The 26,535-nt window shown below is 66.2% G+C and carries 13 protein-coding genes; all 13 read right to left on the reverse strand.

Annotated features, from left to right (window positions below):
• Positions 1-7: 7 nt before the first annotated feature.
• Complete coding sequence (locus QK290_RS02690; protein ID WP_282329186.1) at positions 8-826, reverse strand: inositol monophosphatase family protein; 819 nt, start codon at positions 824-826, stop codon at positions 8-10.
• The gene (gene ligA / locus QK290_RS02695; protein WP_282329354.1) at positions 823-3,039 is read right to left on the reverse strand and encodes an NAD-dependent DNA ligase LigA; all 2,217 of its coding nucleotides are present in this window, start codon (positions 3,037-3,039) and stop codon (positions 823-825) included. Before ligA ends, QK290_RS02690 begins: the two co-directional genes overlap by 4 nt.
• 182 nt (positions 3,040-3,221) lie before the next feature.
• A complete protein-coding gene (locus QK290_RS02700) occupies positions 3,222-3,788 on the reverse strand; it encodes a hypothetical protein (protein ID WP_282329187.1) in 567 nt (188 codons plus the stop codon).
• A 122-nt stretch (positions 3,789-3,910) separates the two neighbouring features.
• Positions 3,911-8,356 (reverse strand): FtsK/SpoIIIE domain-containing protein, encoded by a 4,446-nt coding sequence (locus QK290_RS02705; protein ID WP_282329188.1) that lies wholly within the window; start codon positions 8,354-8,356, stop codon positions 3,911-3,913.
• The gene (locus QK290_RS02710; protein WP_104061062.1) at positions 8,353-9,057 is read right to left on the reverse strand and encodes a hypothetical protein; all 705 of its coding nucleotides are present in this window, start codon (positions 9,055-9,057) and stop codon (positions 8,353-8,355) included. The genes QK290_RS02705 and QK290_RS02710 overlap by 4 nt, the downstream gene beginning before the upstream one ends.
• A gap of 61 nt (positions 9,058-9,118) precedes the next feature.
• On the reverse strand, positions 9,119-10,960 hold the full coding sequence (locus QK290_RS02715) for a serine/threonine-protein kinase (RefSeq protein ID WP_282329189.1): 1,842 nt from the start codon (positions 10,958-10,960) through the stop codon (positions 9,119-9,121).
• The gene (locus tag QK290_RS02720) at positions 10,957-12,813 is read right to left on the reverse strand and encodes an FHA domain-containing protein (RefSeq protein WP_282329190.1); all 1,857 of its coding nucleotides are present in this window, start codon (positions 12,811-12,813) and stop codon (positions 10,957-10,959) included. Before QK290_RS02720 ends, QK290_RS02715 begins: the two co-directional genes overlap by 4 nt.
• A gap of 1 nt (position 12,814) precedes the next feature.
• Positions 12,815-13,717 carry a protein phosphatase 2C domain-containing protein gene (locus QK290_RS02725; RefSeq protein WP_282329191.1) on the reverse strand — a complete coding sequence of 301 codons (903 nt, stop codon included), beginning with the start codon at positions 13,715-13,717 and terminating at the stop codon, positions 12,815-12,817.
• Complete coding sequence (locus QK290_RS02730) at positions 13,714-14,970, reverse strand: RDD family protein (protein WP_282329192.1); 1,257 nt, start codon at positions 14,968-14,970, stop codon at positions 13,714-13,716. The genes QK290_RS02725 and QK290_RS02730 overlap by 4 nt, the downstream gene beginning before the upstream one ends.
• Positions 14,971-15,188: 218 nt before the next feature.
• A complete protein-coding gene (locus QK290_RS02735; protein WP_282329193.1) occupies positions 15,189-17,792 on the reverse strand; it encodes a transglutaminase domain-containing protein in 2,604 nt (867 codons plus the stop codon).
• Positions 17,789-19,120, reverse strand: a complete 1,332-nt coding sequence (locus QK290_RS02740; protein ID WP_282329194.1) for a DUF58 domain-containing protein — start codon at positions 19,118-19,120, stop codon at positions 17,789-17,791. Before QK290_RS02740 ends, QK290_RS02735 begins: the two co-directional genes overlap by 4 nt.
• Positions 19,121-19,173: 53 nt before the next feature.
• On the reverse strand, positions 19,174-20,145 hold the full coding sequence (locus QK290_RS02745; RefSeq protein ID WP_282329195.1) for a MoxR family ATPase: 972 nt from the start codon (positions 20,143-20,145) through the stop codon (positions 19,174-19,176).
• An 80-nt stretch (positions 20,146-20,225) separates the two neighbouring features.
• Positions 20,226-26,336 carry an Ig-like domain-containing protein gene (locus tag QK290_RS02750; protein WP_282329196.1) on the reverse strand — a complete coding sequence of 2,037 codons (6,111 nt, stop codon included), beginning with the start codon at positions 26,334-26,336 and terminating at the stop codon, positions 20,226-20,228.
• Positions 26,337-26,535: the final 199 nt, after the last annotated feature.

A 26,535-nucleotide genomic window follows, 5' to 3' on the forward strand; every position in this document is an offset into this window, starting at 1 on the left:
AACGGCGTCACAGTGGAAACTTCCCGGACAACGCCAAGGTCCCGGCGCAGGTCCAGGCGGCCAGCCTGTCCTCGTCGGAGGGTCCGCCGTCCAGCGGACTGGCCAGCCGGGGACGCCGGACCCAGCAACCGGCTTCCTCGGCGATCAGCGCACCGGCGGAGAAGTCATGTTCGTTGAGCCCGCGTTCGCCGTAGGCGTCGTGGGTCCCGTCAGCCACCATGCAGAGGTCCAGCGCTGCGGAGCCCAGCCGCCGGACGTCTGCGAATCCGTCCATCAGGCTGCCCAGCAGTGCAGCCTGTTCGGAGCGGATGGCGGGGTCGTAGCTGAAGCCGGTGGCGAGGATCTGCCCGGTACGGTCCGGCACCGGGCCCTGGAGCCGGGTCACCCGGCCGCCTTCTTCCAGCCACGCACCCCGGCCACGGGCAGCATAGTAGACGCGGCCCAGCGCCGGGGCGTTGACGACGCCGGCCAGCCAGACGCCGTCGGAATCCGCCACTGCCACGGAGGTGGCGTAGTAGACGATGTTCCGGATGAAGTTGGTGGTACCGTCCAGCGGGTCGATGGACCAGCGATAACCGGTGGGGGCAGCGGGCCGGGTGGTCCCGTGTTCCTCACCCGTGATGGTGTCCTGTGGGCGGACGGCCGTGATGGCATCGCGAACCGCGTTCTCCGCGGCGACATCAAAGGCCGTAACCCAATCGCCGGCGTCGCCTTTGTTGCTGACATCCAGGGTTTCGCCATTGCGGGAAGCCAGTACGGCGGCGCCGGCGGCGGCTGCTTGACGGGCCACCGCAAGCAGTTCGGTGGTGAGATCCTGCTGGTTCATTCGGCTGCCTCTTCTGATTCTGTGGACGTCGGTGTGGGCGCGGCTTCGGCGGCAGGCGCAGGGCCGTTCGCTAGGAGTTCCCGGAAGCCGTCCTCGTCCAGCACGGGAATTCCGAGCTGTTCGGCTTTGTCCAGTTTGGTGCCTGCGCTTTCGCCGGCCACCACATAACTGGTGTTTTTCGAGACCGAGCCGGCGGCTTTACCTCCGCGGATGAGGATCGCTTCCTTCGCCTCGTCCCGGCTGAAGTTCGGCAGGGAGCCGGTAACCACAAGGGTTAACCCTTCCAGGGTCCGCGGCATGGATTGGTCGCGCTCGTCCTCCATGCGGACCCCGGCCGCGGCCCAGTGGTCAATGATTTCCACGTGCCAGGCCTCGGCGAACCACTCCTTCAGTGCGGCCGCGATGGTGGGGCCGACGCCGTCCACGTGGGCCAGGTCTTCCTCGGAGGCGTTCCGGATGCCGTCCATGGTGCCGAACGCCGTGGCCAGGGCCCTCGAGGCGCGGGGACCAACGTGCCGGATTGACAGGGCAACCAGCACCCGCCAGAGTGGCTGGGCCTTTGCCTTCTCCAGCTCCGCTAAGAGCTTCGCGGTGGTCGCCGTGGGCTTGGACGGCGTCTTGGCGGTTGCCTTTGTCCAGAAGTACGGGACCAGCTCGAAGACGCCGGTGCCCACGCCCTTGGAACGTTTCTCGCGCAGGATCCGCACGTGCTCCAGATCCGCCGCGGTCAGGGAGAAGAGCCCCGATTCGCTGACCAGCGGGCCGGGCCTGGGCTCCGCCGGATCGGTAAGTGCCACGGCAGCTTCACCGCCAAGGGCCTCAATGTCGAAGGCCCCGCGGCCGGCCAGGTGCGCGACGCGCTCCGTCAGCTGGATAGGGCAGGATCTGGAATTGGGACAGCGGATGTCGATGTCGCCCTCCTTGGAGGGGGCGAGCTCCGTGCCGCAGGACGGGCATTCGGCGGGCATCACGAATTCGCGCAGTTCGTCCTCACGGCCTGTGCGCAGCGCCATCACGGGGCCGACGATCTCCGGGATGACGTCTCCGGCCTTGCGCAGCACCACGACGTCGCCGATCAGCACCCCCTTGGCCTTGACCACGTCCTGGTTGTGCAGCGTGGCACGGGCAACGGTGGAACCGGCCACCTTCACCGGCTCAAGTACCCCGAACGGGGTCACCCGGCCGGTACGGCCCACCTGGACCTGGATGTCCAGCAGTTTGGTGTGGACTTCTTCCGGCGGGTACTTGTAGGCGACGGCCCAGCGGGGAACGCGTGAGGTGTAGCCGAGGGCACGCTGCGTGGCGAAGTCGTCGATCTTGACCACGATGCCGTCGATTTCGTGCATCAGGGTATGCCGTTGCTCGCCATAGCGCTTGATGAAGGCCAGCACCTCCGGCAGGCCACCGAGAACCTCGAAATACGGACTGACGGGAAGGCCCCACTGTTCAAGCACGGCGTAGGTCTGGGACTGGCTCAGTGTCTCAAGCCCTTCGCGCGCACCAATGCCGTGGACAAACATCCGCAACGGACGCTTGGCGGTTTCCGCCGGATCCTTCTGCCTGATCGAACCGGCGGCAGCATTCCTGGGGTTGGCCAGCGGCGCCTTGCCGGCTTCGATCAGTGCCTCATTGAATTCCGCAAAAGCCTTCGAGGGGATAAAGACCTCACCCCGGATTTCCACCTCGGAGGGAAAGCCGGTGCCCGTCAGTTCCGTCGGGATTTCCTTGATCGTCAGGACGTTGTGGGTAATGTCTTCACCGGTGGTTCCGTCACCCCTCGTGGCGGCACGGACCAGTTTCCCGTCGCGGTACAACAGGCTGACTGCGAGGCCGTCAATCTTCAGTTCCGTGAGCCACGTCAGCTGGGCGGTGTCCCCCAGCTTGCTGACGCCGGCCTCGGCCTTGGTGATCCAGGCTTCCAGCTCCGCCAGGGAAAAGACGTCCTCGAGGCTGTACATCCGCTGCAGGTGTTCGACGGCGGCGAACGCGGCTGAGACTTCCCCGCCAACCTCCTGCGTGGGCGAATCATTGGCTACCAACTCCGGATGCAGTGCCTCGATCTCCTCCAGGCGCCGGAACAGTTCGTCGAACTCAGCGTCCGAGACCAGGGGTTCGTCCTGCTGGTAGTACGCAAACCGGTACTTCCTGACCAGGTCCGTCAGGTTTTCGTATTCTTCGCGAACGGTCCCGGCGGGGACGGCATCAGGATCCAAAAGTTCCTCAGTGCTGTTTGCTGTTTTTTCTGCGGGGACCGGTGCTGTGCTCACAGACCTATCTTGCCCTACGGCCACGACAACCAAACGCCCATGCGCCGCCGAGCCCCGTTAGTTGCCGTGGGGCCCGGACACTGTGCTGCCCCCCTCGTCAGAGCTTCTGCGGTTAGCGTTAAGCCTGGTCAGTGTGAGGCGAGTCGGTTCCGGCTCCACCAGGCGAACGCGAGGCCGGCGACTCCGACCAGGAGCACGCCCGCCATGATGGCCAGCAGGCTGGGGCCGCCGAAGAGGCCGGAGCCGTCGTTCCGGGAAACGGCGGCGGCCTGTGTGGGCTTGGCCGATTTGGTGACTGGCTTGTTCCAGTTCGATTCCGTGGACGGGGTTGCGGACGACGACGGCGGGCTGGCGATGGTGGTGCTGGGCGCGGCCGATCTCGATTCCTCCGGCGGCGAAACGCTCGGTTCCGGGGCGAGGGTGGGAACCGGTACCGCTGCTGGCGCTACGGGCGCGGGCGGCGGTGCCGGGGGATCGATCACCGGGGCTGGCGGTGACGGCGTCGGCGTTGGTTTGCCCGGACTGGGCGGCGTCGGGTCGTCGGCCGGGCCACACAGCACCACACAGGGCATTTTGCCATTTTCACCGTCGTCGGCCTGCGCCGGGGCCGCCCCAGAAAGGCCAACCAGGAGCGCCAGCACCGCAGCGGCCGCAGCCGCGGACACGTCGCGGAGCACGGATGAAGATCGGATCATGGTTACCTTTTCGACAGCGCCCGGCACCCCCTTGCCGCAGCGAACAGTGTTTCCGGTAGTCTCCTACAACGCCCACGGGCCGGCAAATCCGGCGGATTTGCCGGCCCGCATAAAGCAACGGCTCAGCCCCTGTTTTCCGGCGGCAGGGCGATCTGCAGTTTCCGCGCCTTGCCGCGTCCAACGATGTAGCCACGGCCAGGTATGAATTCCGGGCTGACGCGCCCCAGCGACGTGTTGAGCAGACTGTCCCCTTCGATGTCGCCCGGGTTGATGAGCAGGCCCCGGCGTCCGGATTTGAAAGGCTGGGCCAGGGACCAGGCCGAGGACCAGGTTGACGTTTCCGATTCCCCAATGACCCACTGATCGGCCTTGATGGACGCCGACACGAGCTGCGAAACGCCCGATTCAGCCACGGTATCCGTGAACTCGGTCAGGCCCTCGATGAAGATCGCCAGCTTCCCCGGGTTCCCCGAAGAGTGCTCTGTGAGGTCCTCGATGATCTCAGCCAGGTCCTCGGCACCCACCACCGAACGGTTCCAGAGCGGCAGCGACGCCACCGCGGACCGGCGCGAGCCGATGTACACCAGCTCCGTGTCCGGATTGGAGCGGCGCAGCGCGTACGCCAGGGTCACCAGCGCCACCGTCCTGCCGGCCCCTGGCGGACCGGCCAGCAGCAGCGGTCCCTGTGCCATGATCTCGGCTGGCTGCAGGGTTTCGTCGTCGACACCGATGACGGGCAGCTCCGGGCTGCCGGCAGGCAGGACATCCAAGTCCACCAGTTCGGGAAGCCGCTGGATTTTGGGTGCCGACTCCAGCCCCTGGCGCAGCATCGCCTGGCTCAGCTTGTGGACTTCACGGGCCTGCAGCGCCAGGTTGGAGTTACCGCCCAGGACGGCCAGCTGGACCTCGTAGCCGCCCAGCATGCCGCGCCCGGGCGGTGAGGAGCTGGTGAGGACGTCCTTGGCGACGTCCATGGACATGTAGTCGTCCTCGGACGTCAGCCTCAGCACCAGCCGGCGCTGGATGGAGGCCAACAATGTCGCCGGTACCGCGTTGGGCCGGTCACCGGTGACCACGAGGTGGATCCCCAGGGGACGGCCATCGGTGGCCAGCTGCAGGAAAATATCCCAGAGCGCGGACAGGCGGCTGAATTCGTACGTCTCGCGGAACGCCGAGATGCCGTCCAGCAGCACGAAGATCCGCTTCTCGTCCGGGCGGTTGGCCAGGGTCCGGTATTCCACGATGGTGGAGGCCCTGACCTCGGCGAACCGGGCTGACCTCTCGTCGGCGATGTCCCGGAGCAGGCGGAGCAACCGGCCAACGCGTTCGACGTCATCACCGTTGATGATCTCGCCGACGTGCGGCAGTTCTTCGAGCATCTTCAGTCCGGAGGAACCGCAATCTATCCCGTAGATATGCACGGGCCCGCCCCGGGGCGTGACGGCCGCGGCGATCGCGATGCCGCGCAGGGCAGCGGACTTTCCCGAACCGCCCGTGCCGTAGATGGCCATGTTGCCGTCCTGGTCCGGCTCGTAGAACACCGTGGGCTGTTCCTGGCGGGCAGGATCATCCGCCACACCCAGCAGCAGCCGTTCGTCCGTCCGGGGGTTCGGGAGCTTGGAGAAGTCGTACGTCTTGGCCAGCTCGTCCAGCCACGGTTTGCGCGGGGGCCGGATGGCCAACGATTCCGCTGCCCGGACGATGTTGGTGGTCATCCTGGCGATGTCGTTGGGTCCGGCCGGGGCTTCCTTGACGGGTTTTTCCGGGGCCGGCGCCTCCCAGCTGGGTCCTGACCCGAAGGCCATTTCCACAATGTCGATCTGCGGACGCTGGGGCTTCTCCGTAGTCCAGCCGCCGGCATAGCCGGTCTGGAAACCCTGGATGCGGCCGGGCCCGGTCTTGGCGGCGCCGCGGCCCGGGATGGACGGGTCGAAGTAGGCCGCATCAGGCACGCCGAGGATGTCGGTAGCGTCATCCTCATCCGCCATGCGCAGGGCAACCCGGAGGTTGGTGTTGGCGCGCAGGCTGTCCTTGATGACGCCGGCGGGACGCTGCGTGGCCAGGATCAGGTGCAGGCCCAGGGACCGGCCACGGGCAGCGACATCGACCACGCCGTCCACAAATTCGGGGACTTCGGTGGCCAGCGCCGCGAATTCGTCCACAACGATGATGAGGTACGGCGGTGCTTCCGGGTCGGCTTCGCGCTGGAGCCCGAGCAGGTCTTTGGCTTTCTTACGGTTCAGCAGGTGCTCGCGGTAGTGCAGCTCTGCACGGAGGGAGGTCAGGGCGCGGCGGACCAGGTGCTGGGAGAGGTCGGTCACCAGGCCCACGGTGTGGGGCAGGCTGAGGCAATCGGCGAACGCCGCCCCGCCCTTGTAGTCCACAAACAGGAAGCTCACGCGGTCCGGGCTGTACGCGGCAGCCATGCCCATGACCCAGGACTGCAGGAACTCTGATTTGCCGGCGCCGGTGGTGCCGCCGACCAGCGCGTGCGGGCCCTCGTTCTTCAGGTCCAGGTAGAGCGGCTCGATGCCCTTGGAACCCACCAGCGCCCGGAGGGTGCCGTTGTCCTTCCTGTTGGGAACCGCGGAGGCATGCACTGAATTGTTCTCGACCCACCGCTCCGCCACGGCCTGCGGGTTGTCCAGGAAGTCTTTGCCGATCAGGGTGGCGTAGGACACCGCGCGGGGCAGGTCGGAGTCGTCGCTGACAGGCTTGCCAACGTCCACCACGGGCGCCAGCATCCGGGCCAGCTGGGCGGCCAGTTCGGCGTCGAGGCTTTCGCAGCTTACGGGGTAGGTGTGCCGTCCCAGCCGCACCTGCCCGGTGGTGGTGCCGTTTTCGCCGTCCACCACCATAAAGTCCCGGCAGGCGGCAGGGAGTGCCTGGATGTCGGTGGCCACCCACATCACGTGGACGCCGGAATCCGGCCCTCGCTCGGCAAGGCGGGTCAGCCTGCCCCGGTCCACCGGAGCGTCGTCGTCGACGATGACCAGGACCGCCGGCAGCACCGGCGCCGGGACTTCGTCCCTGGCCGGGTCCACGGATCCCCGGTGTTCGGGAGTGGAGCGTTTGGCCATAGCTTCCCGCGCGTCGAGCAGGTCCTCGAGCCTGGCCACCAGGGAGGAGCCACTGGCTGAACCGGCGGCGAGGTGGTCGCCGCTGAGGGGACTGTGGCCGGAGCCCACGTGGGGCAGCCACTGCAGCCAGTCCCAGCGCTGCCGGGACTGCGCCGACGTAATGGCTGTCACCACGGCCTCCGCGGGCGAATGCAGCCCCACAAACTGCAGGACCATGCCGCGGGCAACGTCGTCCACCAGGCCCCGGGCCCCGGCCACGCCGAAGGACCCTGCGGTGCGCAGCTGGGAGACCACCGGGACACCCTCGATGTCCCTGAACTGCTTCAGGCAGTCCTGGATCTCGCGCATGAATTCAGCTTCGGTGTCATTGCTGTTGGGTTCCTCGAACAGGATGCGTGACGTTCCGGTGCCGAGCCCGAAGCGCAGGCCCAGGAAACCGGTGTGCTCAGGACGGTGGGTCCACAGCAGCGGACCGAGTTTGTAGATGGAATCCACGGTGTCACTGACCGACGGCGCTTCCTGCAGGCGGACCGCGCGTTCCACGTGCTGCAGTTCGGTGATGTCCTGCCGGAACGCGGCCATGGACTCCCGGAACTGTTTGAGCTGTTCCTTCTGCTGGCGCCTGGTCTGCATCTTGTGGTCCACATAGTGACCCACAATGAACAGCGGCATCATCATCATGAACACCACCGACAGGATGTTCCGGGTGACCGCGAACATGATGCCGCCCATCAGCAGCGGCGCCATCAGCATGATGTACGGGAACGGCTGGTGGTCCGGACGTTTGGGTCCGGCCGGCGGCACGCGCTTGGGCGCCTCGAAGCGGGGAACCACCCGTGGGGAGCGGTTGAAATCGACAAGGGGCGACGTCGGTGCTGCCGCCTGGTTGCGGCCCAGCGGCACCACGGTGACGGTGGTCTCCCCCAGTGTCACCGTGTCGGAGGAGTTCAGGGTGGCCCGGGTGACCGGCAGGCCGTCCATCAGGAGGCCGTTGGCGGAGTTGGTGTCCACGATCTCCACGCTCTCGCCCACGGTGATGCGGGCGTGGCGCTTGGAGGTCAGGGGGTCCGTGAGCCGGATGTCAACGTCCCGGTCCCGGCCGATGTAGCTGGTGCCGGAAGGCAGCGAAAACTCCTGGCCGACGTCGGGCCCGGAAAGGATCCGCAAGGTGGCTGCGGCGGGTCCTCGATTGGCGCCGGGGGCGTTGAAAAGTTCGCTGACTTCGGTCAGGGACACCACGGAGCCCGGGCGCAGGCCCGACTCCAGGAGGTTGTCCGTGCGGGTCAGGACGCTGCCGCGCATGCCGCCGCCCACAAATGCCTCGTCGATGCGGAGCGAAAGGTTTTCCGGTGCCGGCGATCCCTTGCGGTCGGGGTCCGCGACCCAAAGCTGGGTGGCGATGTCCGCCACCGTGGCCAGGCCGTCGACGGTCACGGCCAGGTCCTTGGTTTCCGCCGGGTCCCGGCGGAGTGTCAGCCGGATCCTCATCCTTCGTCCACGCCCCTCATCTTTTCCAGTAAGTACAAATCGTCGGGCGTGACCAGGTGGGACGTGACGGCGTGCTCGACGAGCCTCGCGCGCCGGTTGGTGGCCAGTTTCCCGCCGCCGCCGCGCAGGCCCACCACGCCCACGCGGTCAAGTTTGTCGCAGACGTTATCCAGCTTCCGGTTGAACCGGGTGAGTGCCCAGCCCAGGGTCTTGGCCGCTGCTGCCGAGGACGGGATGGCGCTGAACCCGGTCCCTTCGCGCCGGAGCATGGGTTCGGCGAGAGCTACGATGAGGGCCCGTTGGGAGTCGGTGAAGACCACGGGGCCGATGGTGGTGTCGCCGTTACTGTCGTCCTCCCGTGATTCCTGGCGGAACGACGGCGTCTTGAGGTGGACGGCGAACTCATATGTGGTGGGCCCGGCGGTGAAAATGACGTTTGTGTGGCTGAACACCAGCGGGATGCGCGCACCCGGCGACAGCCAGGCCTGCATCCCGCCGGAACCGTCCGCAACCGTGGCGGAGAGCATCCCGCCCACGTTGCTTAGCCACCAGATCCCGTCGTAGCGGGCCACTTGCAGGAACTGGCGGTGAAGGTACGGGTTGTCGTCCACTTCCAGGTCGCCTTCTCGGCCGATGTTGAAGATTTCCTCATCGGACGGTTCGTACCACTCACCACAGAAATCTATTGCTAGATCCCCCATTTTCCGTGCCTCCTCGTCGGGCAGTGCCCGCGTTCACTACCGGTTCCGGTCTGCTTTGCCGTCACTTGCGGGTGCAGGCGATCGAGTCTTCTTCCAACGGTGAGAACGCGCCGTCGCTCCTGACGATCATCACCTGGATACAGGTGGATTCCGTCGGATTCAGCGCAACCTGGGCGGTTGGCTCGGCAGTGGACTGGTACCCGCCGTTGTTGCCTAATGCGTAGACCCGCCACTTATAGGCGTCGCCCGACTTCGGCTGCGGATTAGTCCACGTGAACGTCGCCTTGCCGGTAGCGTCCACAGTTCCCGCCAGGTTGGCGACGTCGGGAACTGTCCCGTTGTCGAGGGCATCCGCAGGAGGTTTGCTGACTCGGGCGGTCTCTTTGACCTTCGGTGCCTGAACTGAGGACGCCAGCACAATTCCGACAATGATGGCGAGGACCAGCAGCGTTCCGCCCGCAGCGGCAAGCCACACGTTGCGCTTGCCGTGGTCGGGTGCCGCCTTGGGGGCGGGTTCGGCGACCGGGGCGGGACGGCTGATCGTCGCGTCAATCTCGGGCCCGCCCCCCGCCGCCCGGTGGCCGGGGGCGCCCGGCTGGCCGGCCTGCTGTCTTGGCTGGTGGCCGGTTTGTTGGCCAGACTGTGCAGGAAGGAGCCGTGGGCGCTGGACAGTTGCGTCCGGCACGGACCCGTACCCGGCCGCCGGTTCTTTGCCGCGGAGCATCGTGGCATGCTCCCACTCCCCCGCGGGGCTGCTGCCGTCCTGACTGCCGCCCACCCGCGGGCTGTCCTGTTGGCCGGCAAAGAGCTTGCCCGGAACCTGGGGCCCAGGTCCTGCCGGGGCCCCAGGTTCCGGGGGGAACCCGTCACGTGGAATGCCCGACGGCGGCGCACCGGTTCCGGGGCCTTGCGGCCGGGTGCGTGCCGGGAAAGTAGGGGCACTGCCGGTCTGCTCCGGATCGATGGCCGCGATGCTCCGGACGCGGGTTTCCTCGAAGCCGTCATCGGGGTGGTTTTCTTCGACTTGCTGCTCTTCGAGTACCTCGAACGGCGTGACCGAGAGGTTCAGTTCGGCCTGGATCCGCTGCAGGGCGAGGGCAAACGCGTGGGCTGAGGAGTACCGGGACGCCGCGGACTTGGCCATTGCCGTGGACAGTGCCCGCTCCAGTGACTCCGGAACGTCGGCCCGGCCCAGGCGCGGCAATGCCGCGCTGGTGATCCGCGAGATCAGTTCCCGCTGGGAGTTATCGGTACCGGGCATCACGAACGGAGACCTGCCGGCCAGCAGTGTGTACAGCGTTGCGCCCAGTGCCCAGACATCCACCATCACGCCGTCCACGGGGCCGTCCGCGAACTGTTCCGGCGGCGACCACGGAATGGACATCCCGGCGTCCTCGTCGGCGTCGCCGCCCAGCGTGCCCGAGATCCCGAAGTCCGTCAGGGCCGGCCGGTTGTAGTCGGTCACGAGGATGTTTGCGGGCTTGATGTCCCGGTGGGCGATGCCGGCCCGGTGCGCGGTCTCGACGGCGGAGGCCACCTGGATGCCGACGGCCAGGACCTCATCAACGCTGAAGCGCTGACGGCGGTACCGGACGTCCAGGCTGGGCCTGGAGCAGTACTCCATGGCCAGGTAGGAGTGGCCGGCCTCGGTCACCTCGGCCTCGAAGATGGTCACGATGTAAGGGTGGGAGGAGAGCTGGGCCATCAGGTTGGCCTCGGACTCGAACCTGCGCCGGGCACCCTCGGTCTTCAGGTCCGACAGAAGGACCTTGACCGCCACCTTCCGGCGCGGCCGGTCCTGTTCGTAGAGGTAGACGTCGGAGAACCCGCCGGAGCCGAGCAGGCTGATGTACGTAAACCCCGGGATGGGGGGCGGCGGCGCAACAGGCCGTTTGGAACTCAAAGAATCTCCTCAAAACGCAATGAGATATCGTCACCCAATTCGGCGATGTCGCCGTCGAGCAGGATGGCCATCTCGTTCTGGGCCAGGCGGCGGGGCGGCTGGCCCTCGCGGACCAGGACCGTGCCGTTGGTGGCCTTCAGATCGCAGAGCATCACGTGCCAGCCTTCCAACCGCACTTCCACGTGGGAGCGCGAGATGTCGCCGCTGGGGCTGGGCACCTGGACCAACCTCGGCATAACACCTCCGTGGACCCGGGAAACAGAAGGCTGCCGCCCAATGACCAGAGACTGGTCCAGGTCAACCAGCGCACCCGTCGAGATCCGCATCCGGCCCAGCCGTGGCCGGGACACCTGGACGGCGTCGGCGGGCAGCGGCGAGCCACAGGCAGCGCACTGCGAATGGGTGGGCGGATTCGCGTGTCCCCGATCGCAAACCCGGGCCAGTACCAGGGGGCCGGCGGCGGCCTCCGGCTCCGGAACCGGGGCGGGATGTGCGGCCATTCCGGCAAGGTCGCCCTTCATGATCGTGTGGCCATCGTGGTCAGCGTCGAAGGCGTCCGGGTCCACAGCCGACTCCCCCGCGCGGACTTCTGCCTGCACCTCCGACGGCGGCAGATTCAACGACGGCGGATTGAACGACGGCGGATTGAACGACGGCGGCAGATTCAACGACGGCGCACTGGACGACGCCGCAGCCTGGGCAGCGGGCGCACTCCCGCTTGTCCGCCACGGGACCGAGTCGATGAGTCCGCCCATCATCCTGGCGGCCGCTGCGGCGGCAGGCGGGGTGGGAGGTGGGCCTGCCAGTTCGTGGGAAGGCGGGGCGGGGGCGAGGCTGGCGGCTGCGTCCGACTGCCCTGCGGCGTCCCCCTCTGCCGCATCCACCGGTGCCGGAGCCGCGTCGACCGGTGCCGCAGCAGCGCTGTGATCGTCGTCTTCGGGGTCGTCGCGGACGGCTGCGTCCTCGATGCGGCGGACAACAGTCCTCTCCCAGAGGTGGTCGTAGCTGCCGGTCATTTCGTGGGCCGGGACCTGATCCGGATGGGCGGTGGGCTCCGGTTCCGGCTCGGGTTCAAGGTCCGTATGGGTCTCCGGCGCTTCAGCCGCAAAATTGGAGTCCTCGTCCATAAGCCCCATCACCGTCTCGGCCGAGACCTCCCGGTCGTGTTCCGGCTCCGCCGCCGATTCGGGTTCAGACGCCAGTTCATGTTCCGAAGCCGGTTCGGGTTCCGGCTGCGCTTCCAGTTCAGTTACCGGCACTGATTCGGATGAAGGCTCCGCGTCAGTTTCAGGGACCAGTTCAGTTTCAGGGGCCGGGCCGGCGTCCGCCACGAGGACGACGGCGCCGATAAGGGTGGGTGCCCCAGCTTCAGCGGGGGTGGCCGAAAGGGAAACCACCTCGTCCGCCGGGGCTCCGGCGAGAGACACCGTCAGCGACTCCAGCAGGACCACGCCTTCGCTGAGCGGCAACACGGGTCCGGGATGGCTGTCCCCGGCTACAGTGAGGCGGTACCACTCGGGTGTGTCCAAGCGGCGCTCCGTCCAGGTGGTGACGTCCCGCCCGTTCAGGTCCACGGGGCCGCCGGGCAGCTGCACGGTCAGGTCCAGGTCGCCGCGGAGGAAGATCCTGAGCGCGTCACCGGAATCGACTATCCCGAAGGACGGTATCTGCGCCAGGGAAACGCCGAAGCTGCTGGTGACCGCGTGGAGCACCTCGTGGACTTCCGGAGCGCCCTCCAGCAGTTCCCACAGGGACTGGACCAAGGCCGGCGGGGTCCCGGGCCCCAGGAGGACCACAGTGTTGGCCCGGACAACGCCGAGCCAGGTGCCCGCGGTGTACGTTGCGGTTGGCATGTCAGCGTTCCCCTCCTTCGTCGTCCTGGCCGGCCGGCCGGCTGGCGTCAACAATCCGTGCCCGGGGCAGGGTGTCCTCCTCTGCCGCATCAGCGGCGCGGCGGGGGGCTGTGGTGGCCAGGCCGCCGTCGTTCATCACGTTCCTGGCGTCCACCACAATGACGGTGACGTTGTCCCTTCCGCCATTGCGGAGCGCGGCCTGGATCAGGGCATCCACGGCGTCCTGCGGGTGGCCCACGGTGCTCAGGATCCGGAAAATGTGCTCATCCGTCAGCTCTCCATTGAGCCCGTCCGAACAGACCATGATCCGGTCGCCTTCTTCAACAGGCAGGAGCCAGTAATCGGCTTCGGTCTCGTCCCCGGTTCCCAGCGCCCTCGTAACCACGTGGCGGCGGGGATGAACGGTGGCCTGCTCAGGCGTGATTTCACCGGCATCCACGAGTTCCTGGACCTCCGAGTGGTCCACACTGACCTGCTCGAAGTGCCCTTGGCTCAGCCGGTACGTGCGGGAATCCCCGATGTTCATGACCAGCCAGTACGGCATGCCCATCTGTTCCACCACAACGGCCCCGGTGAGCGTGGTCCCGGCGCGGGCACCGGTCACCTCCCGGATGGAACTGTCGGCGCGGAGCAAGTATTGCTGGAGCACCGCCGCCGTGACGCTGCGCTCCCCGGTGGCGAGCTGTGGCATGGCAGCGAGGGCGCGGACGCACATGCCGCTGGCAATCTCGCCTGCTTCATGTCCGCCCATGCCGTCCGCCACGGCGAAGACGGGGTCGGAGGCGATGAAGGAATCCTCGTTCAATTCCCGGCGCAGCCCGCGGTCCGTGCCGTAGCCGTAACTCAGGCTGAGGCCGGTTCCGTGGTCTGCGTCAGCTGAGTCACTGGCGGGCTGGGAGTTCATGCCTGTCCTAGGTGGAAGGAACGGTCACCAAAGTGGACAGTGGCTCCCGGGCTGACAAAGATGGGTACACCCGGCTGCAGCGGCGTGCGCCGGCCGTCCGGCGTGGTGACGGCGCTGCCGTTGGTGGAATTTCGGTCCGTCACCCAGATGCCGGCGCCGTCGGTCAGCAGGTGGAGGTGTGTCTTGGAGATCGAGCGGCCGGGATCGTTGACTGCCAGCAACTGGGCCTGCTGCTCCCCCGCCTGGCCCAGGGGGTTCCGGCCCAACAGGACGTTGCGGTCGAGCTGGAAGTCCCGGCCGTCGTCGAGCTTTATCCGCAGCACGGCGACGGGCGCCGCATACGTTGCGCCGCCGCGCATCTGCGTACGGTCGAGGTCGTCATCGGGATGGGTCCGGGTGGCCGGCGCGGGAACCGCCGGGGCTGCAGTCTGCGCCTGCGGCGCCTGAAAAGGAGCGGACGACGGCGGCGCGTACGGCTGGGGTGCGAAGGACGGCTGTGCGGACCGCTGCACGGGTTGTTGGGCCGGCGGCTGCCATGCCTGCACCGATGGCTGGGCCACGGCCGCCTGGGCGTTCACGACCTGGGGCGGCTTTGCGGCCCCAGCGACTGGCGAGGCGACCTGCTGGACAGGAGGGAGGTCCAGGGGCGCGAAACTGTACGGTCCCTGGATGCCGCCGGAGGTAATGGGGTTGCGGCCGTCCTTGACGTCGAACACCAGTGTTTTGGCGGCGGTGTCATGCCAGCCACGGAGCCTGCCGTCGCGGTCCCAGGTGTTGGAAACCACCACAAGTACGGCCCACACGGCGCCGATCAACAGCAGCGGGCCGAGGATGAAGACGGCCACATCGAACCATTTGAAGATGACGACGGCCACGGCGGCCAGGAGCGTCAGGATGATGCCTGCGCCGGTGATGAGGCCGCGCAGGAACACTCCCCCTGCGCCGGGGGCGTAACCATCCTTGTCAGCGCTGCGGATGCCCATGACGTGGTTGCCGAGGGTCTTCCCGGAGCGGCCTTCCATGCCCACCAGGACCGCCAGATAGACCAGTGTCAGCCCCAGGCCGATGCTGCCGAACAGGACCAGCGATCGGGTGTCGTAGATGATGAAGCCGCCGCTTTGGGTGCGGGTGATTCCCGCGAACCCGATGGCGAAAGTCACCACCAGGACCGCGACGGGGGCCAGCCAGTCGAGCACCGCTGCGCCGAGCCTTTTCCCTGCTGTCGCCGGAACAAGCTCAAGATTGGCTGCCATTCCCGTTCCTCCCCCTGGAGCCGTTTGTACTACCGGGATAGTACCGGGATTCTGGCTGGCGTGCGCCGCCGCACGCTCCATCATGGCCCGCTGTGCATGGTCCACGTTGCGTCCGCTGCGTGCCGCCCTGTTGGGAAGCGGAGCACCGCACGCCGGACAGAATGTGGCGCCGCGCCGGATCAGTTGCTGGCACCGCTGGCAGCGCTGGGCCTCGTTCATCATGATTCAGTGGAGTTCTTCCTGCCAGGGTTCCGCATAACGGTGGACTCATCAGGCTCGGAAGCCGCCGCCGTCCCGGGTCCGCTGTCCTGAACTGCCGGATTCGGGGTTCCGGCACCGTCCGGGCCGGTCCCCACCCTACCGGTGGCGGACCGCCATCCGGGGGAACCCTGGCCGGACGGACGCACCAGCGGGCCCAGCCCGAGCCTGGCGCCACGCAGCTTAAGGGCATTGCGGCCATCAGCCAGCAGTGACCGGGGCGAGAAGCGGGCCTGCTGGCGCCGCCAGAACCCTACAGTTCCGGTCATCTCCTTCAGCGAGCCGTCCACGATGGTCCAGTACTCCCGGACCTCCTCTTCGCTGGGCTGGCCGGCGCCGAAGATGGAGGCATCCGCGCGGTGCGCGAGCATGGTGGTGGTCTGACCGGTTGCGGGGAACGAGTCAGCGAGCACCACTGCGCTTTCGCGACGGGTTGCACGCGTGTCAATGCCGGCACCCATGTCCGTAGCGAGGCTCACCACTTCATTCCAGCCGCCTCCTACACGCTGTGCGGGGTGCCCCTCCGTGAGGCGGGCCTTCCGGCGTCGTGATTTCAGGAGCGCGATCAGCAGCAGCGGCAGCGCCAGGATGGACAGCGGGATCAGGGCAATGCCCAGGGCCCCCAGCAGGGCACCCCAGAAGAGCCACGGATTATTCTGCTTCTCGTCGGCGTCCAAGGCGTCCGGCGAGGAATCCGGCGGCAGATCGGCCGGTTCCTGCGGCGGCGGTGGCGGTTGCAGCACCTGCGGCTTGGGTTTGGACTTGTTCTCAGGGTCCGGCGGGATGGGGACATTGTCCTTCGGCGGCGTGGGGTCGAAGCTGACCCAGCCCACCCGGTCGAACGCCACCTCAACCCACGCGTGGACGTCCTTGCCCGTGATCTTTACCTCACCGGCTCCGTTCTCCGGGCTGGTCGGATCAGGGTAGAAGCCCATGACCACCCGTGACGGGATCCCCAGGTGGCGGAGCATCAGCGACATGGACACGGCATACTGCTCGTCATCGCCCAGCATCTGCTTGGCGGTCAGGAGGTTCCTGATCCGCGACGAGCTGTGGCCGGACACACTCGGCAACTGGCCGTCAGCGACCAGGCCGTTGCTGAAGGCACCCGTCTTTTGGAAATGTGCCTCAATCTGGCGGACCCGGTCAATGGCGGTCGGCGCATCGGCTGAGAGATCGTTGGCCTGTGACCCCACCACCGGCGGGACTTCGACGGCGTCCGGCAGCGTGATCTTCGCGAAGTCGTACTGGGTCAGCTGGCCGTGTTCGAGCTTCACGGGATCGGACACCTGGACGCTGTAGGAATCGCCCTTGGACAGCCCCTGTGTGGTCACGGCGGTATCGGTGCCCGCATTGAAGTACAGGCCCGACGCCGCGGCAGAGGCGCTCTGGTCAAAGCTCAGGCCGGTGGTCTTCCGGCCGCCCGGGACAAAGTAGCCCTGGTAGTCCTGGATGGTGACGTCGATGGAGTAGTCATTGGAGGGGACGATGCCCGAGGTGTCGGCCAGGGTGTTGATGGATTCGGTGTCCCCTACTTTGCTGAAGCTGCCGGAGCCGTTGGGGTCCATGTTGTAGTTGGTGCCGTTGAAGGCATCCAGGGCCCCCAGCCGGACACGGCCGTCCCGGGGCAGTCCTTTGACCACGAACAGAGTGTCGTCCTTTTTGTCCTTCACGAAGGTCCGGAAGCTTGCGAGGGGGGTGATGTAGTCCTTGGGATCGAACGGCGGGACCACCACGTTGCGCAGGACCTTGCGGTCACCGCCGGCGGTGACCAGGGGCGCCGCCACCGCCGTAATGGCGACGCTGGCGGCGATCACGGCGGCTGCGGTGCCCAGCCGGCGGAGCTTGGCCCGCTGGGCTGTGGCGGCATCGGTCTGCGGACGGTTGACTGACACTTTGCGGGTGTCGCTGCGCCGCAGTGCGTCGCGGCGGAAGGTGGCCCAGGTGATCGCTATGACGGTGAGCCCGATGCCGCGCTCCACCGTGAGGAAGGCGGCGTTGGTGCTGAAGGCGATGCCCGTGACGAACAGCACCAGCACGGGAAGCAGCGGCCAGTACGGGGTTTTCAGCCGCCAGGTGAGGATGCCGGCCACCAAGGCGGTGAGCAGCGAACTCAGGAACGGGACGATCAGGACGCCGCCGGCAGATCCCACCGGAACGCCCACCGTGAGCATGTCTTTCCAGGCGAACACCACGCCCAGGAGCAGGGTCCGCAAGGAGTCGAGGCTGGGAACGAAACCGGCAATCGCCGCGTCCGGGACTGCGAGGAGCGTGCCGAGCACGAGGTAGGCCCCCAGTGCGAGGGCCGTGGTAATCAGTAACCCCAGGCGCAGGTGCGCGTTGACGGCGGCGATGCCGAGGCCCAGGAGGATGCCGCCGAAGCCCGAGACCAGGTAGAAGGGGTCACCGCCGAAGCTGAGGCTGAAGCCCAACAGGCCCAACCCCAGCAGGACGGTGAGGACGCCGGCGTCGAGCACAAAATGCCACACCGGCTGGCCGTCGGCGAACGATGATTCGTACTGCCGCTGCTGCGGGCGCGGCCGGAAATCCGGTGCGGAGCTCATGCGGCCGCCTTCCTGAGGACGATGGCGAGGTCAGCGAGGTCGCCGAGCGTCAGCACTGTCAGGTCCGCGATGTTCGCGCGGCCCGGAGCGGCACCGACGTGGAGGCGCACAGCCAGACTCCTGACGCCGAGCGGCACGGAGGCCGCGGCCGAACGGAGCTGGGCGGGTGTCACATTGCTGCCGACCACAAAAAAGACCAGGGACGCGTTGGGGACCGTGTCGGCCAGGCTCCGGGCGAGGTCGACGGCGGTCCGGCGCATGGGTGCCCCGGCGATCCGCGTCATGTCGTCCAGCATGTTCCGCCCGGTTTCGCAGCGCAGCGGCCCCTTTTGGGTCAGGACGTCCAGTTCGCGCTGTTCCCGGATGGCCTGCCTGCCGATCGAGGCAGCCGCGGAGATGGCCATTTCGAATTCCTGCTCTGACGCGTACTCGTCCGTGTTGATGGACAGTGAGATGGCCAGGTGGGCGCGCCGGGTCTCCTCGAACTGGCGCACCATCAGCTTGTTGGTCCGGGCGGTGGTCTTCCAGTGGATGTGCCGCCGGTCATCGCCCGGTACGTAGTCACGCAGGGCATGGAAGGACACGTCCGCGCTGGACAGGTCAGTGGTGGGCATGCCCTCTAGGTCGCGGATGAATCCGGCGGCCGAACCGGCCAGGGCCACCGTCTTCGGGTGTACAAACAGGTCCTCCGGTTCCGTCCACAGCACCTGGCGGCGGAGGAGGTGCAGGGGGTCGGCCCGGACGGAGCGAACAGGGCCCACCACGATGACGGCGCGGCGGGCGGTTGGAATGGTAAAGAGGTCCTCGTGCACCTGCGCGGGCTTCATCCTGGGCAGGTGGAAGACCGCGGTGGCGTTGCCCACCGGCAGTTCCAGGGCGGCCGGCAGCAGAGGCCTGGCCGAGGTGTTGGAGACGGCGATGCTTCCTACCGCACTGTCCCCGACGGCCACACGGGTCCGGGCAAGGTCCAGGATCACGCTGTAAGAGGACCGGCCAAGGATGAACCCGATGGCAATCAGGAAAAGGACACACGCCGCGATGGCCGCAGCTTTGGCCTCTTGCCAACCGAAAGCCTGGCCGGCGGTCCACAGCAGGATGGAGGCAGCCAGAACCGACCAGCCCAGGACACTGACCACCGACAGGACCGGCCACACGTAGCGCAGCCACAGGCCACGGACCTTCTCCCACACCGGGGTGAGGGCAAGGGCGGCGGTGCCGGTGGCTTCGGCCCAAACGGATGAGGGATGCAATCTGGTGGATCTGCCGTTCCGCTGGAAAGATTGACGGAGACGTTCAGCAAGCCGGGTCAACGGAGTGCTGCTGGACATAAATGTGCCTTTGTTCGCGCTGGTCAGTGGTGGTCTGGAACTCCGTCGGAGCGTCAGACGGCGGCGCGCTGCTGCGGTGCCGCGATGTCGGACAGGACCCGGGCCAATACAGCCTCGGGGGTGGCGCCGGAGAACTCAGCCTCCGGATCCATCACAAACCGGTGCGTCCATACAACGGCTGCCAGTTCCTTGATGTCGTCCGGCAGGACGAAGTTCCGTCCCTGCCCCGCGGCCCAGACCTTGGCGGCGCGGACCATGGCGATGGCGCCACGCACGGAAACGCCCAGCCTGGTTTCAGGCGCGCTGCGGGTCTCTTCGCAGAGCCGGGAAATGTATTCGAGGACCGCCGTGTCCACGTGCACGGTGGCAGCGAGGTCGGCCATGTCCGCCACGGCCTGGGTGGTGATCACCGCGGAGATCTCTTTCGAGCGGTCCTTCAGGTTCGAGCCGCCGAGCAGCTGGACCGTGGACGCGTGATCCGGATAGCCGATTGAGGTCTTGATCAGGAAGCGGTCCAGCTGCGCCTCCGGCAGACGGTACGTACCGGCCTGCTCGATCGGGTTCTGGGTGGCCATCACCATAAACGGCCGGCCCGCCTCGTAAGTGACGCCATCCACGGTGACCCGGGATTCCTCCATGACCTCCAGCAGCGCCGACTGGGTCTTCGGCGACGCACGGTTGATCTCATCGGCCAGGACGATGTTGTTGAAGATGGGTCCCTTGTGGAACTCAAACTTCTGCGTTTTCTGGTCGTAGATGGTCACGCCCGTGACGTCCGAGGGCAGGAGGTCGGGGGTGAACTGGATGCGGTTATTGGACCCCTGGACAGTGGCGGCCATGGCCCTGGCCAGCATGGTCTTGCCGGTGCCGGGAGCGTCCTCGAACAGCACGTGCCCCTCCGCCAGCATCGCGGTGAAGGTCAGCCGGATGACATGGTCCTTGCCGAGGACCGCCTGTCCCACGTTGGCGACGAGCTTGTCGAAAGTGCCTGCAAACCATTCGGCCTGCTCGGTGGTCATGGTCATGAAGGAAGTCCTTTTCAATATTTGGTGCTGGTTGGTAGGGCCGGGAGCCCCTGCGCTGTGTTGGTGCGGGCGGTATTGCGCTAACGGTTGGGCATTCCGTTCGGCGGGTTGCAACCCAGGTTGGACGTGTCGCAGCGGAGCCAGTTGCCAGCGGCCATGCCGCTGGTCAGGTGGTACCAGATGCCCGTCGGGTTGTTCGACGTCTTGTACCAGACCTGGTAGCGGTCCGATTGTGAGGCGGCGCCGGCGTCAAGCCACTTGCCTTCACCGTTGCACTGTGACGGGTTACCGGCGACGAAGCTGTCGGTACCCTTGCGCGGTTCGGTGCAACTTCGTACGGGTGACGCCGTGATGGACCACGACGTGGGCGGCGGTGGTGTGGGGTCCGCTCCGGAACGCGAGTTCGCCTGGCCGGCAGGACCCACTGCAGCAGTGACGGCACGGACTTTGAGGGTTCGGACCTGGTCCCAGCCACCGGCCGGACGGTCGTAGCGGTTTGCCAGGCCAACACTGGTCCAGGCGCCGCCTTCGTAGCTGATCTCGAAGTGATCCAAAGGGCGCCCATTGACGGCCGGGTTGTTCCAGGTCCAGTGAACGTCACCGTCACCCTTAGCCGAGGTCTTTCCGTCAACGTTGGGTGCGTTCGGCGGTCCGTATGGATTGCCCGTCCCGATGGACTTGGCGTCGCCGGCGACGTTGTTCTTGGTGGACGTGGCGATAATCGTGACCGTAATGTCCCGGCCATTGGTAAGTCCTCCGATGGTCCCACCGCCGGCGGCGATACTTCCCGACTTGCCGTCCGCGTTGTAACTGTACTGGATCTCCGTCTCCGTTGATCCGTTCCGCTGAGCCTGCGTCAGCGACGTAAACGTCACCCGGAGCTGGCCGCTGGTACCGGTGTCAGCCACTGTCCCGCTGCTCACCTGGCCGGGTTTTCCCGCGGCCCGGATGGCTGCGGATGGGGCACTGGTCCCGCTGGTTCCGGCCTTGTTGGTGGCGGAGACGGTGAAGGTGTAGTTGGTCTCGGAGTTGTCCACGGTGACGTTCTGCGTGGTGCCTGAAGGTACCGGTTGGGTGGCAACCACTGCGCCGCCCTGCAGGGTGGTGAGGGTGTACGAGGAGATCGCGTCGCCGTTGTTGTTCGGCGCGGTCCAGCTGACCTTGAGCTGGCTTTGCGCGCCCACAGCCCCAGCCTGCGACGCAGTTGGCGCGGACGGGGTGGCCGGAACACCAGCAGGAACTTCCGCTGCCGAGTACGCGCTCCATTCGGACGGTTCCTCGGCATCATTCCTGGCCTGGACGCGTACTTTATAGGACACGCCGTTTTGCAGTCCCTTCCAGACGTAGCTGACAGCGGTCAGGTTCTGGATCTGGGCGTTTTGTCCCGCGGGCGGTGGCGAAATCTCCAGGTCGTAGGACTTGACCGGCGATCCCTTGCTCGCCGGAGCCGCCCAGTTCACCGCAAGCTGCTTGTCGCCAAACTTAAGGGTCGGCGCCAGGGGTGTATCCGGTTTGACGTCGGGCCTGACCTCCGCCGAGGCAGGCGAACGGTCAGACTCGCCGAACTCGTTGGTGGCCGTCACCTCGAAGGCGTACTTGGTGTTATTGACCAGCCCGGTGAGGGTGCAGGTATTGGCGGGGCAGTCCTGCCGGAAACCCGCGCCGTATACCGTGTATTTGGTGATGGGTGAGCCTCGGTCCGCAGGCGCGGTCCAGTTCAAAAGTGCTGTCCGGTCTCCAACGCTCTGGGCCTGCGGGGTGGCCGGTGCCAGCGGCTTGTCCTTGACGGTGAGCCGGATGCGGGCTGTCGCCTGCCGCGAAGATTCCTCCGTCTTGTCAGCCACTGTGTAGGACACCACCATCGTCCCGGTGAAACCGGGCGCGGGCGTCACTACAACTGAATCGCCGGAAACATCCACGTTGCCGCTTCCGGTTTCGGTGCCTGCAGCTATGATCTTCAAGGCAGTTTCGGGGAACGGATTCGAATCGTTGGCCAGGACCTTTACAGTGACGGGCTTCCCGGCGGCCGCACTGGGTTCAATGTCGTCGTTGGCAATGGGCTTGGGCCGGTTGGAGGCCGTGACGGCCAGCTGGAAGGTTGCCGTTGCCTCCAGCCCGCGGGAGTCCTTGGCCTTCACCTGGACCGCACCGGTAGTGCCGGTAGCAGTGGCGCCGTCCACGGACGTCTTGAGCACCTTGCCATCGATCCTGGCGTTGAAGCTGGCCGGGCTGCCGCCGACCAGCTCATACTTCATGTTCTCCAGATCGTCCCTGTCCGGGTCAGAGGTCAGTTTGCCCAGGTCCAGGTCCGCAGACTCGCCCTTCGGCACGTCAACGTTCGCGCCCAGGAGTTCCGGCGGGTTGTTCCGGTTGGGGTCAGGCAGCACCTTCGTGCGGATGCTCAGAGTAGATTTCAGCCCGGCAGGATCGTCAACGGCGGTGCCGTCGGTAACCTCAAAGCTCAGCGAGCCCGGGCCCACGTAGTCAACGCCGGCCGTGTACTTCAGTGCCGTTCCGTCACCGGAAACCGGGTTGCTGCCATTCGAACCGATGAGTTTGATCCGGTCCGTCTGGGTCAACCGCGGCGTGCGGCCTTCCCGGACCTTAACCCATTCCTTGAGATCAACATTCACGGATTGGCCGGCAATGACCTCAATAACCTCGTCCTTGGCAAGGGTGGGAACCTGCTGCCCCAGCCCCGGCGCCCAGATGATGGCGGTGGACTTCTGGCCGTCCACGTCCTCGACGGTGTACGGGATCAGCTGCGGCTGTTCGGTCAGGTCCACGAGCATGGTCCCGTCGGGTCCCGGGCGTGCGGTGAGTGACTCGGTACTGAGTTTGAGGTTCTCGCCGACACCGTCGGGGTCTTCATCGTTCTTGAGGACCGGCACGTCCACGGCAGTTTTTCCCATCGCCTGGGCCGAGGTCACGCGGTCGTCGCGGGCAATGGGTGCCTTGAGCGGAATCTCATTGTCCACCACCACGCGGATGGTTGCTTGGGCGGTGGCATCGCGGTCGTCGGCGATGGTGTAGCGGATGTTGACCGTCCCGGCAGCGCCGGGGGCGGTCAGGATGACGCGGCCGCTGGTCTTGCTGACGGTGGCCTGGAGGGCGTCATCAGCCTCGATACCGTCTGTGAAGATGCGGATGATGTCGCCGTCAGGATCGGTGTCGTTGCCGGTGGCGTCGACGGCAATCTGCCGTCCCGGCCGGACCTTGACCTCGTCATCAACCGGAGTGGGCTTTTGGTTCGTTTCGCCACGCGGGGCGATGCCGACGGTCACGGTTCCGGTGTTGACGGCACCTTGGCGGTCCACCACCTTGTAGCGGAAGGTGTCGGTTCCGGCGCCGTCGCCGGCTGCGGTGAAGTCGATGAAGTTGCTGCCCACGGTAGCGGTTCCCATGGCAGGAGTGCTGTCGATCCCGGTCAGCTGCACGGAGTCACCGTCGGGATCGATGCCGTCCAGCGGGACGGGAATGCGCACCGTTCCCGCGGCAACCACACGGGTGGTCAGATTCTGTGGCTGGGACCGCGAGTTCTCCGCGCCTTCCAAGGGAAGGATGTGGATGGTGACGGCGGCGGCGCTCTTCTGGCCCTGCGGGTCCACGGCGTTGTAGATGGCGCGCACTGTCTTGGGCTGCGGGCCGGCGATAAAGCGCAGGGTGTTTTCCGAGACGAAGCTCTTGCCGTCCAGTTCATCCACTGCCTGCGGCAGCACGGGGTCCACACTCAGCTCCAGGCCCTGCGGGTGCGTGTCGTTGTTTAGCACCGGGATGGTGACGACGTCGTTGACCCGGACGTTCACTTCGTCGGGTTTGGGCTGGGGCGCCTCGACGACGGCGGGAGCCGGGACCGGGACCACTGAGACACTGCCGGTGGCTGACTTCTTGCCGTTGGACATGGTGTATTCAAAAAGGAACGGATCCTTGGTGCCCAGCACATCGGTGATGCGCAGGACGCTGTGGTCTATCACGCTCACCGAAGCCGTGGTGTTGTCCGGGAGATTTACGGACTGCAGCACCAGCACGCCGCCGGAAGGATCCGAGTCGTTGGCCAGCGGATCCAGCAGCACGCTGCCTCCGGTGGGCATAAGCGCAACGTCATGGACGGCCACGGGGTCACCGGCGTCCTTGCCGGACTCCACGTCAACGCGGATAAGGCCCTGGCTGCTTTGCGGGCCGTTGCTGGCGATGTAGGTCAGATAGACGGGACCGGGAGTGGTGCTGCGGAACGTGAACGTACCGCCGTCGGTGACTGGGCCCAGTTCGGCGGGACCGTTGGCCTCCACCTGTGCCAGGCGGAGGGCTCCGCCGTTGGGATCGACGTCGTTTTTCAGGGGCGCGATCACCAGGTCCTGGCCCACTACGGCAGTGACGTGATCGGCGTTGACCACCGGTGCCAGGGCACCCGGCGGCTGGACGTTCACCACAACTTTGCCGGTGACCGTTGCCCGGCCGTCCCAGATGGTGACTTCTACGTTTTTCTTGCCGGCGGTGGCCCCGGAGTCCTGGAACGTGAGCAACCCGTCCCGTCGGACTTTGACCTGGTCCTGGTCGTTGTCTGCCTTGGCGTCCAGCAGGACGAGGTCGTCGCCGTCGGGATCCACCCAGTCGGTGAGGATGTTCTGGCTGACGGTTTTTCCCTGTTCCACCAGCATGGTGGTGGAGTCTCCCCCGCGTTTGAAGACAGGCGCCTTATTTTCATCCGGTCCCACCACGTTGAGCGTGACCTGTCCGCCTGCTGAAAGTCCCCGGCCGTCCGCGGCGTTGTAGCTGAACGTCTCGGCGCCGGGCCGAGCGTCCGCGGGAACGGAGATCTGGAACGCGGTGCCGCCGTAGATGCTCTCCAGCGTTCCGGCTTTGGGCCCTGAATCGCCGACAGCGGCGGTCAGGACGTCGCCGTCAGGATCCGAATCGTTGTCCAGGACGCTGAGGATGGTGGTCCGCCCCGGACGAACGCCCAGGGTGTCCGGTTTGGTTTCCGGCGGCCGGTTCGGTTTGGTGCGGTCCGGCAGGACGTTGACGGTGTTGTTGTCCGCCGATTCCTGGTCCTGCTCATCGGATTCGTTCTTCGGGGGAACAACGTCGTCCCAGTTGTTCACGAGCTGCATGTTCTGGTTCACCAGCCACACATTCCCGGAATTCACATCGTTCAGGACCACCAGATCCCGATTCACCCGGAAAACATACGACGGCGACGCACTCGCCTTAGGCACATCAACGTTCTTATCATCAGCATCATTAACACAGTCCCGGACATACCTATTCGCCCCGGACCACGCCGCATGCACACACCCGGCCAACTGCACCGGAGCCGCCGGCACACCCTCGCCATCAAAGGCCACCGTCTTCGCCGTCGAACCATCCAACGGCTGCTTCAACAACGCCTTCTGCGTCGAAACCGCCACAAAATCACTCGCCGGACCACCCTGCTGCAGCTTCGCATCCCGTGCATTATCCAACTGCAACCGCTTACCGCCCGGCAGGAACAACTTCCCCGCAGCAGCATCCAACACCACCGGCTTATCCCCCACCACCGTGATCTGCAGGTCCCCTGCACCCTTCAACTCACCCCACGTACTCGAATCAGCGGACACCACTTCACCATTCACGTCCACCACCGTGACAGTCACCGCACCAGATTTGGGATCGGCACTATAGATCCGGTCATCAGCCCCAACCGCAGAAACCAAACCCTCCGAACCCACCATCACAGGCTCAGATGCTTCCTGGTCAAAACCATTAACGGTGGACGGCGACACGGCCCAAACCTTGCCTGATGCCGGGTCCGTCACGGAGATCACGCTCGCACCGAAGCTCACCTCCGCCGAACCCGGCAGCTGCTTGTCCCCGCCCAGACGCATGTTCGCAGGAGAAACCTGGTTCAACGTCGAACCCGTCTCATCATCCACAAACACATCCCCGGCATTCTGGAGAATATCGAAAGTGGTACTCGCCGGCGTCACCGCACCATCCAACACACGCGAGGGATAATTCAGACGACCCACGGCATTCTTGGACTTGGAGACTACCCACACGCCGCCGTCGTTCAACTCCACCTCAGTGGTCTTAAACCCCGGATAAATGATCGCGCCGGCAACCAGCACAGCGCCTGCCGCGGCAAAGGCCGAACCCGTAACGATCTTGTTGTGGCGCTTCTTGAGACCGAACTTCCCCAGCAGTGATGTCACAGCGTTACTTTTCCCTCAATTGTGTGGCTGCCCCCGTGGCGACCCCTCCAAAGACCCGATACCGGGCTCTCTGTTCCCCGCGTCAGCCTACCGAAGCATGGCTGCTGCCGCGATGGGGAGCGCTCCCCTAATCCTGCGGGACGGGGAGCCCGCCACGGTCGACTATAGCGCGATACGCCAACAACTGGATAAACCTGCA

Source organism: Pseudarthrobacter sp. AL07, assembly GCF_029960665.1.
In the GTDB taxonomy this organism is placed as follows: Bacteria; Actinomycetota; Actinomycetes; order Actinomycetales; family Micrococcaceae; genus Arthrobacter.

Coding starts and splice junctions, on each gene's coding strand:
- QK290_RS02690 (WP_282329186.1), bottom strand. CDS start 826: ATGAACCAGCAGGATCTCACCACCGAACTGCTTGCGGTGGCCCGTCAA.
- QK290_RS02700 (WP_282329187.1), bottom strand. CDS start 3,788: ATGATCCGATCTTCATCCGTGCTCCGCGACGTGTCCGCGGCTGCGGCC.
- QK290_RS02705 (WP_282329188.1), bottom strand. CDS start 8,356: ATGAGGATCCGGCTGACACTCCGCCGGGACCCGGCGGAAACCAAGGAC.
- QK290_RS02710 (WP_104061062.1), bottom strand. CDS start 9,057: ATGGGGGATCTAGCAATAGATTTCTGTGGTGAGTGGTACGAACCGTCC.
- QK290_RS02720 (WP_282329190.1), bottom strand. CDS start 12,813: ATGCCAACCGCAACGTACACCGCGGGCACCTGGCTCGGCGTTGTCCGG.
- QK290_RS02725 (WP_282329191.1), bottom strand. CDS start 13,717: ATGAACTCCCAGCCCGCCAGTGACTCAGCTGACGCAGACCACGGAACC.
- QK290_RS02730 (WP_282329192.1), bottom strand. CDS start 14,970: ATGGCAGCCAATCTTGAGCTTGTTCCGGCGACAGCAGGGAAAAGGCTC.
- QK290_RS02735 (WP_282329193.1), bottom strand. CDS start 17,792: ATGAGCTCCGCACCGGATTTCCGGCCGCGCCCGCAGCAGCGGCAGTAC.
- QK290_RS02740 (WP_282329194.1), bottom strand. CDS start 19,120: ATGTCCAGCAGCACTCCGTTGACCCGGCTTGCTGAACGTCTCCGTCAA.
- QK290_RS02745 (WP_282329195.1), bottom strand. CDS start 20,145: ATGACCATGACCACCGAGCAGGCCGAATGGTTTGCAGGCACTTTCGAC.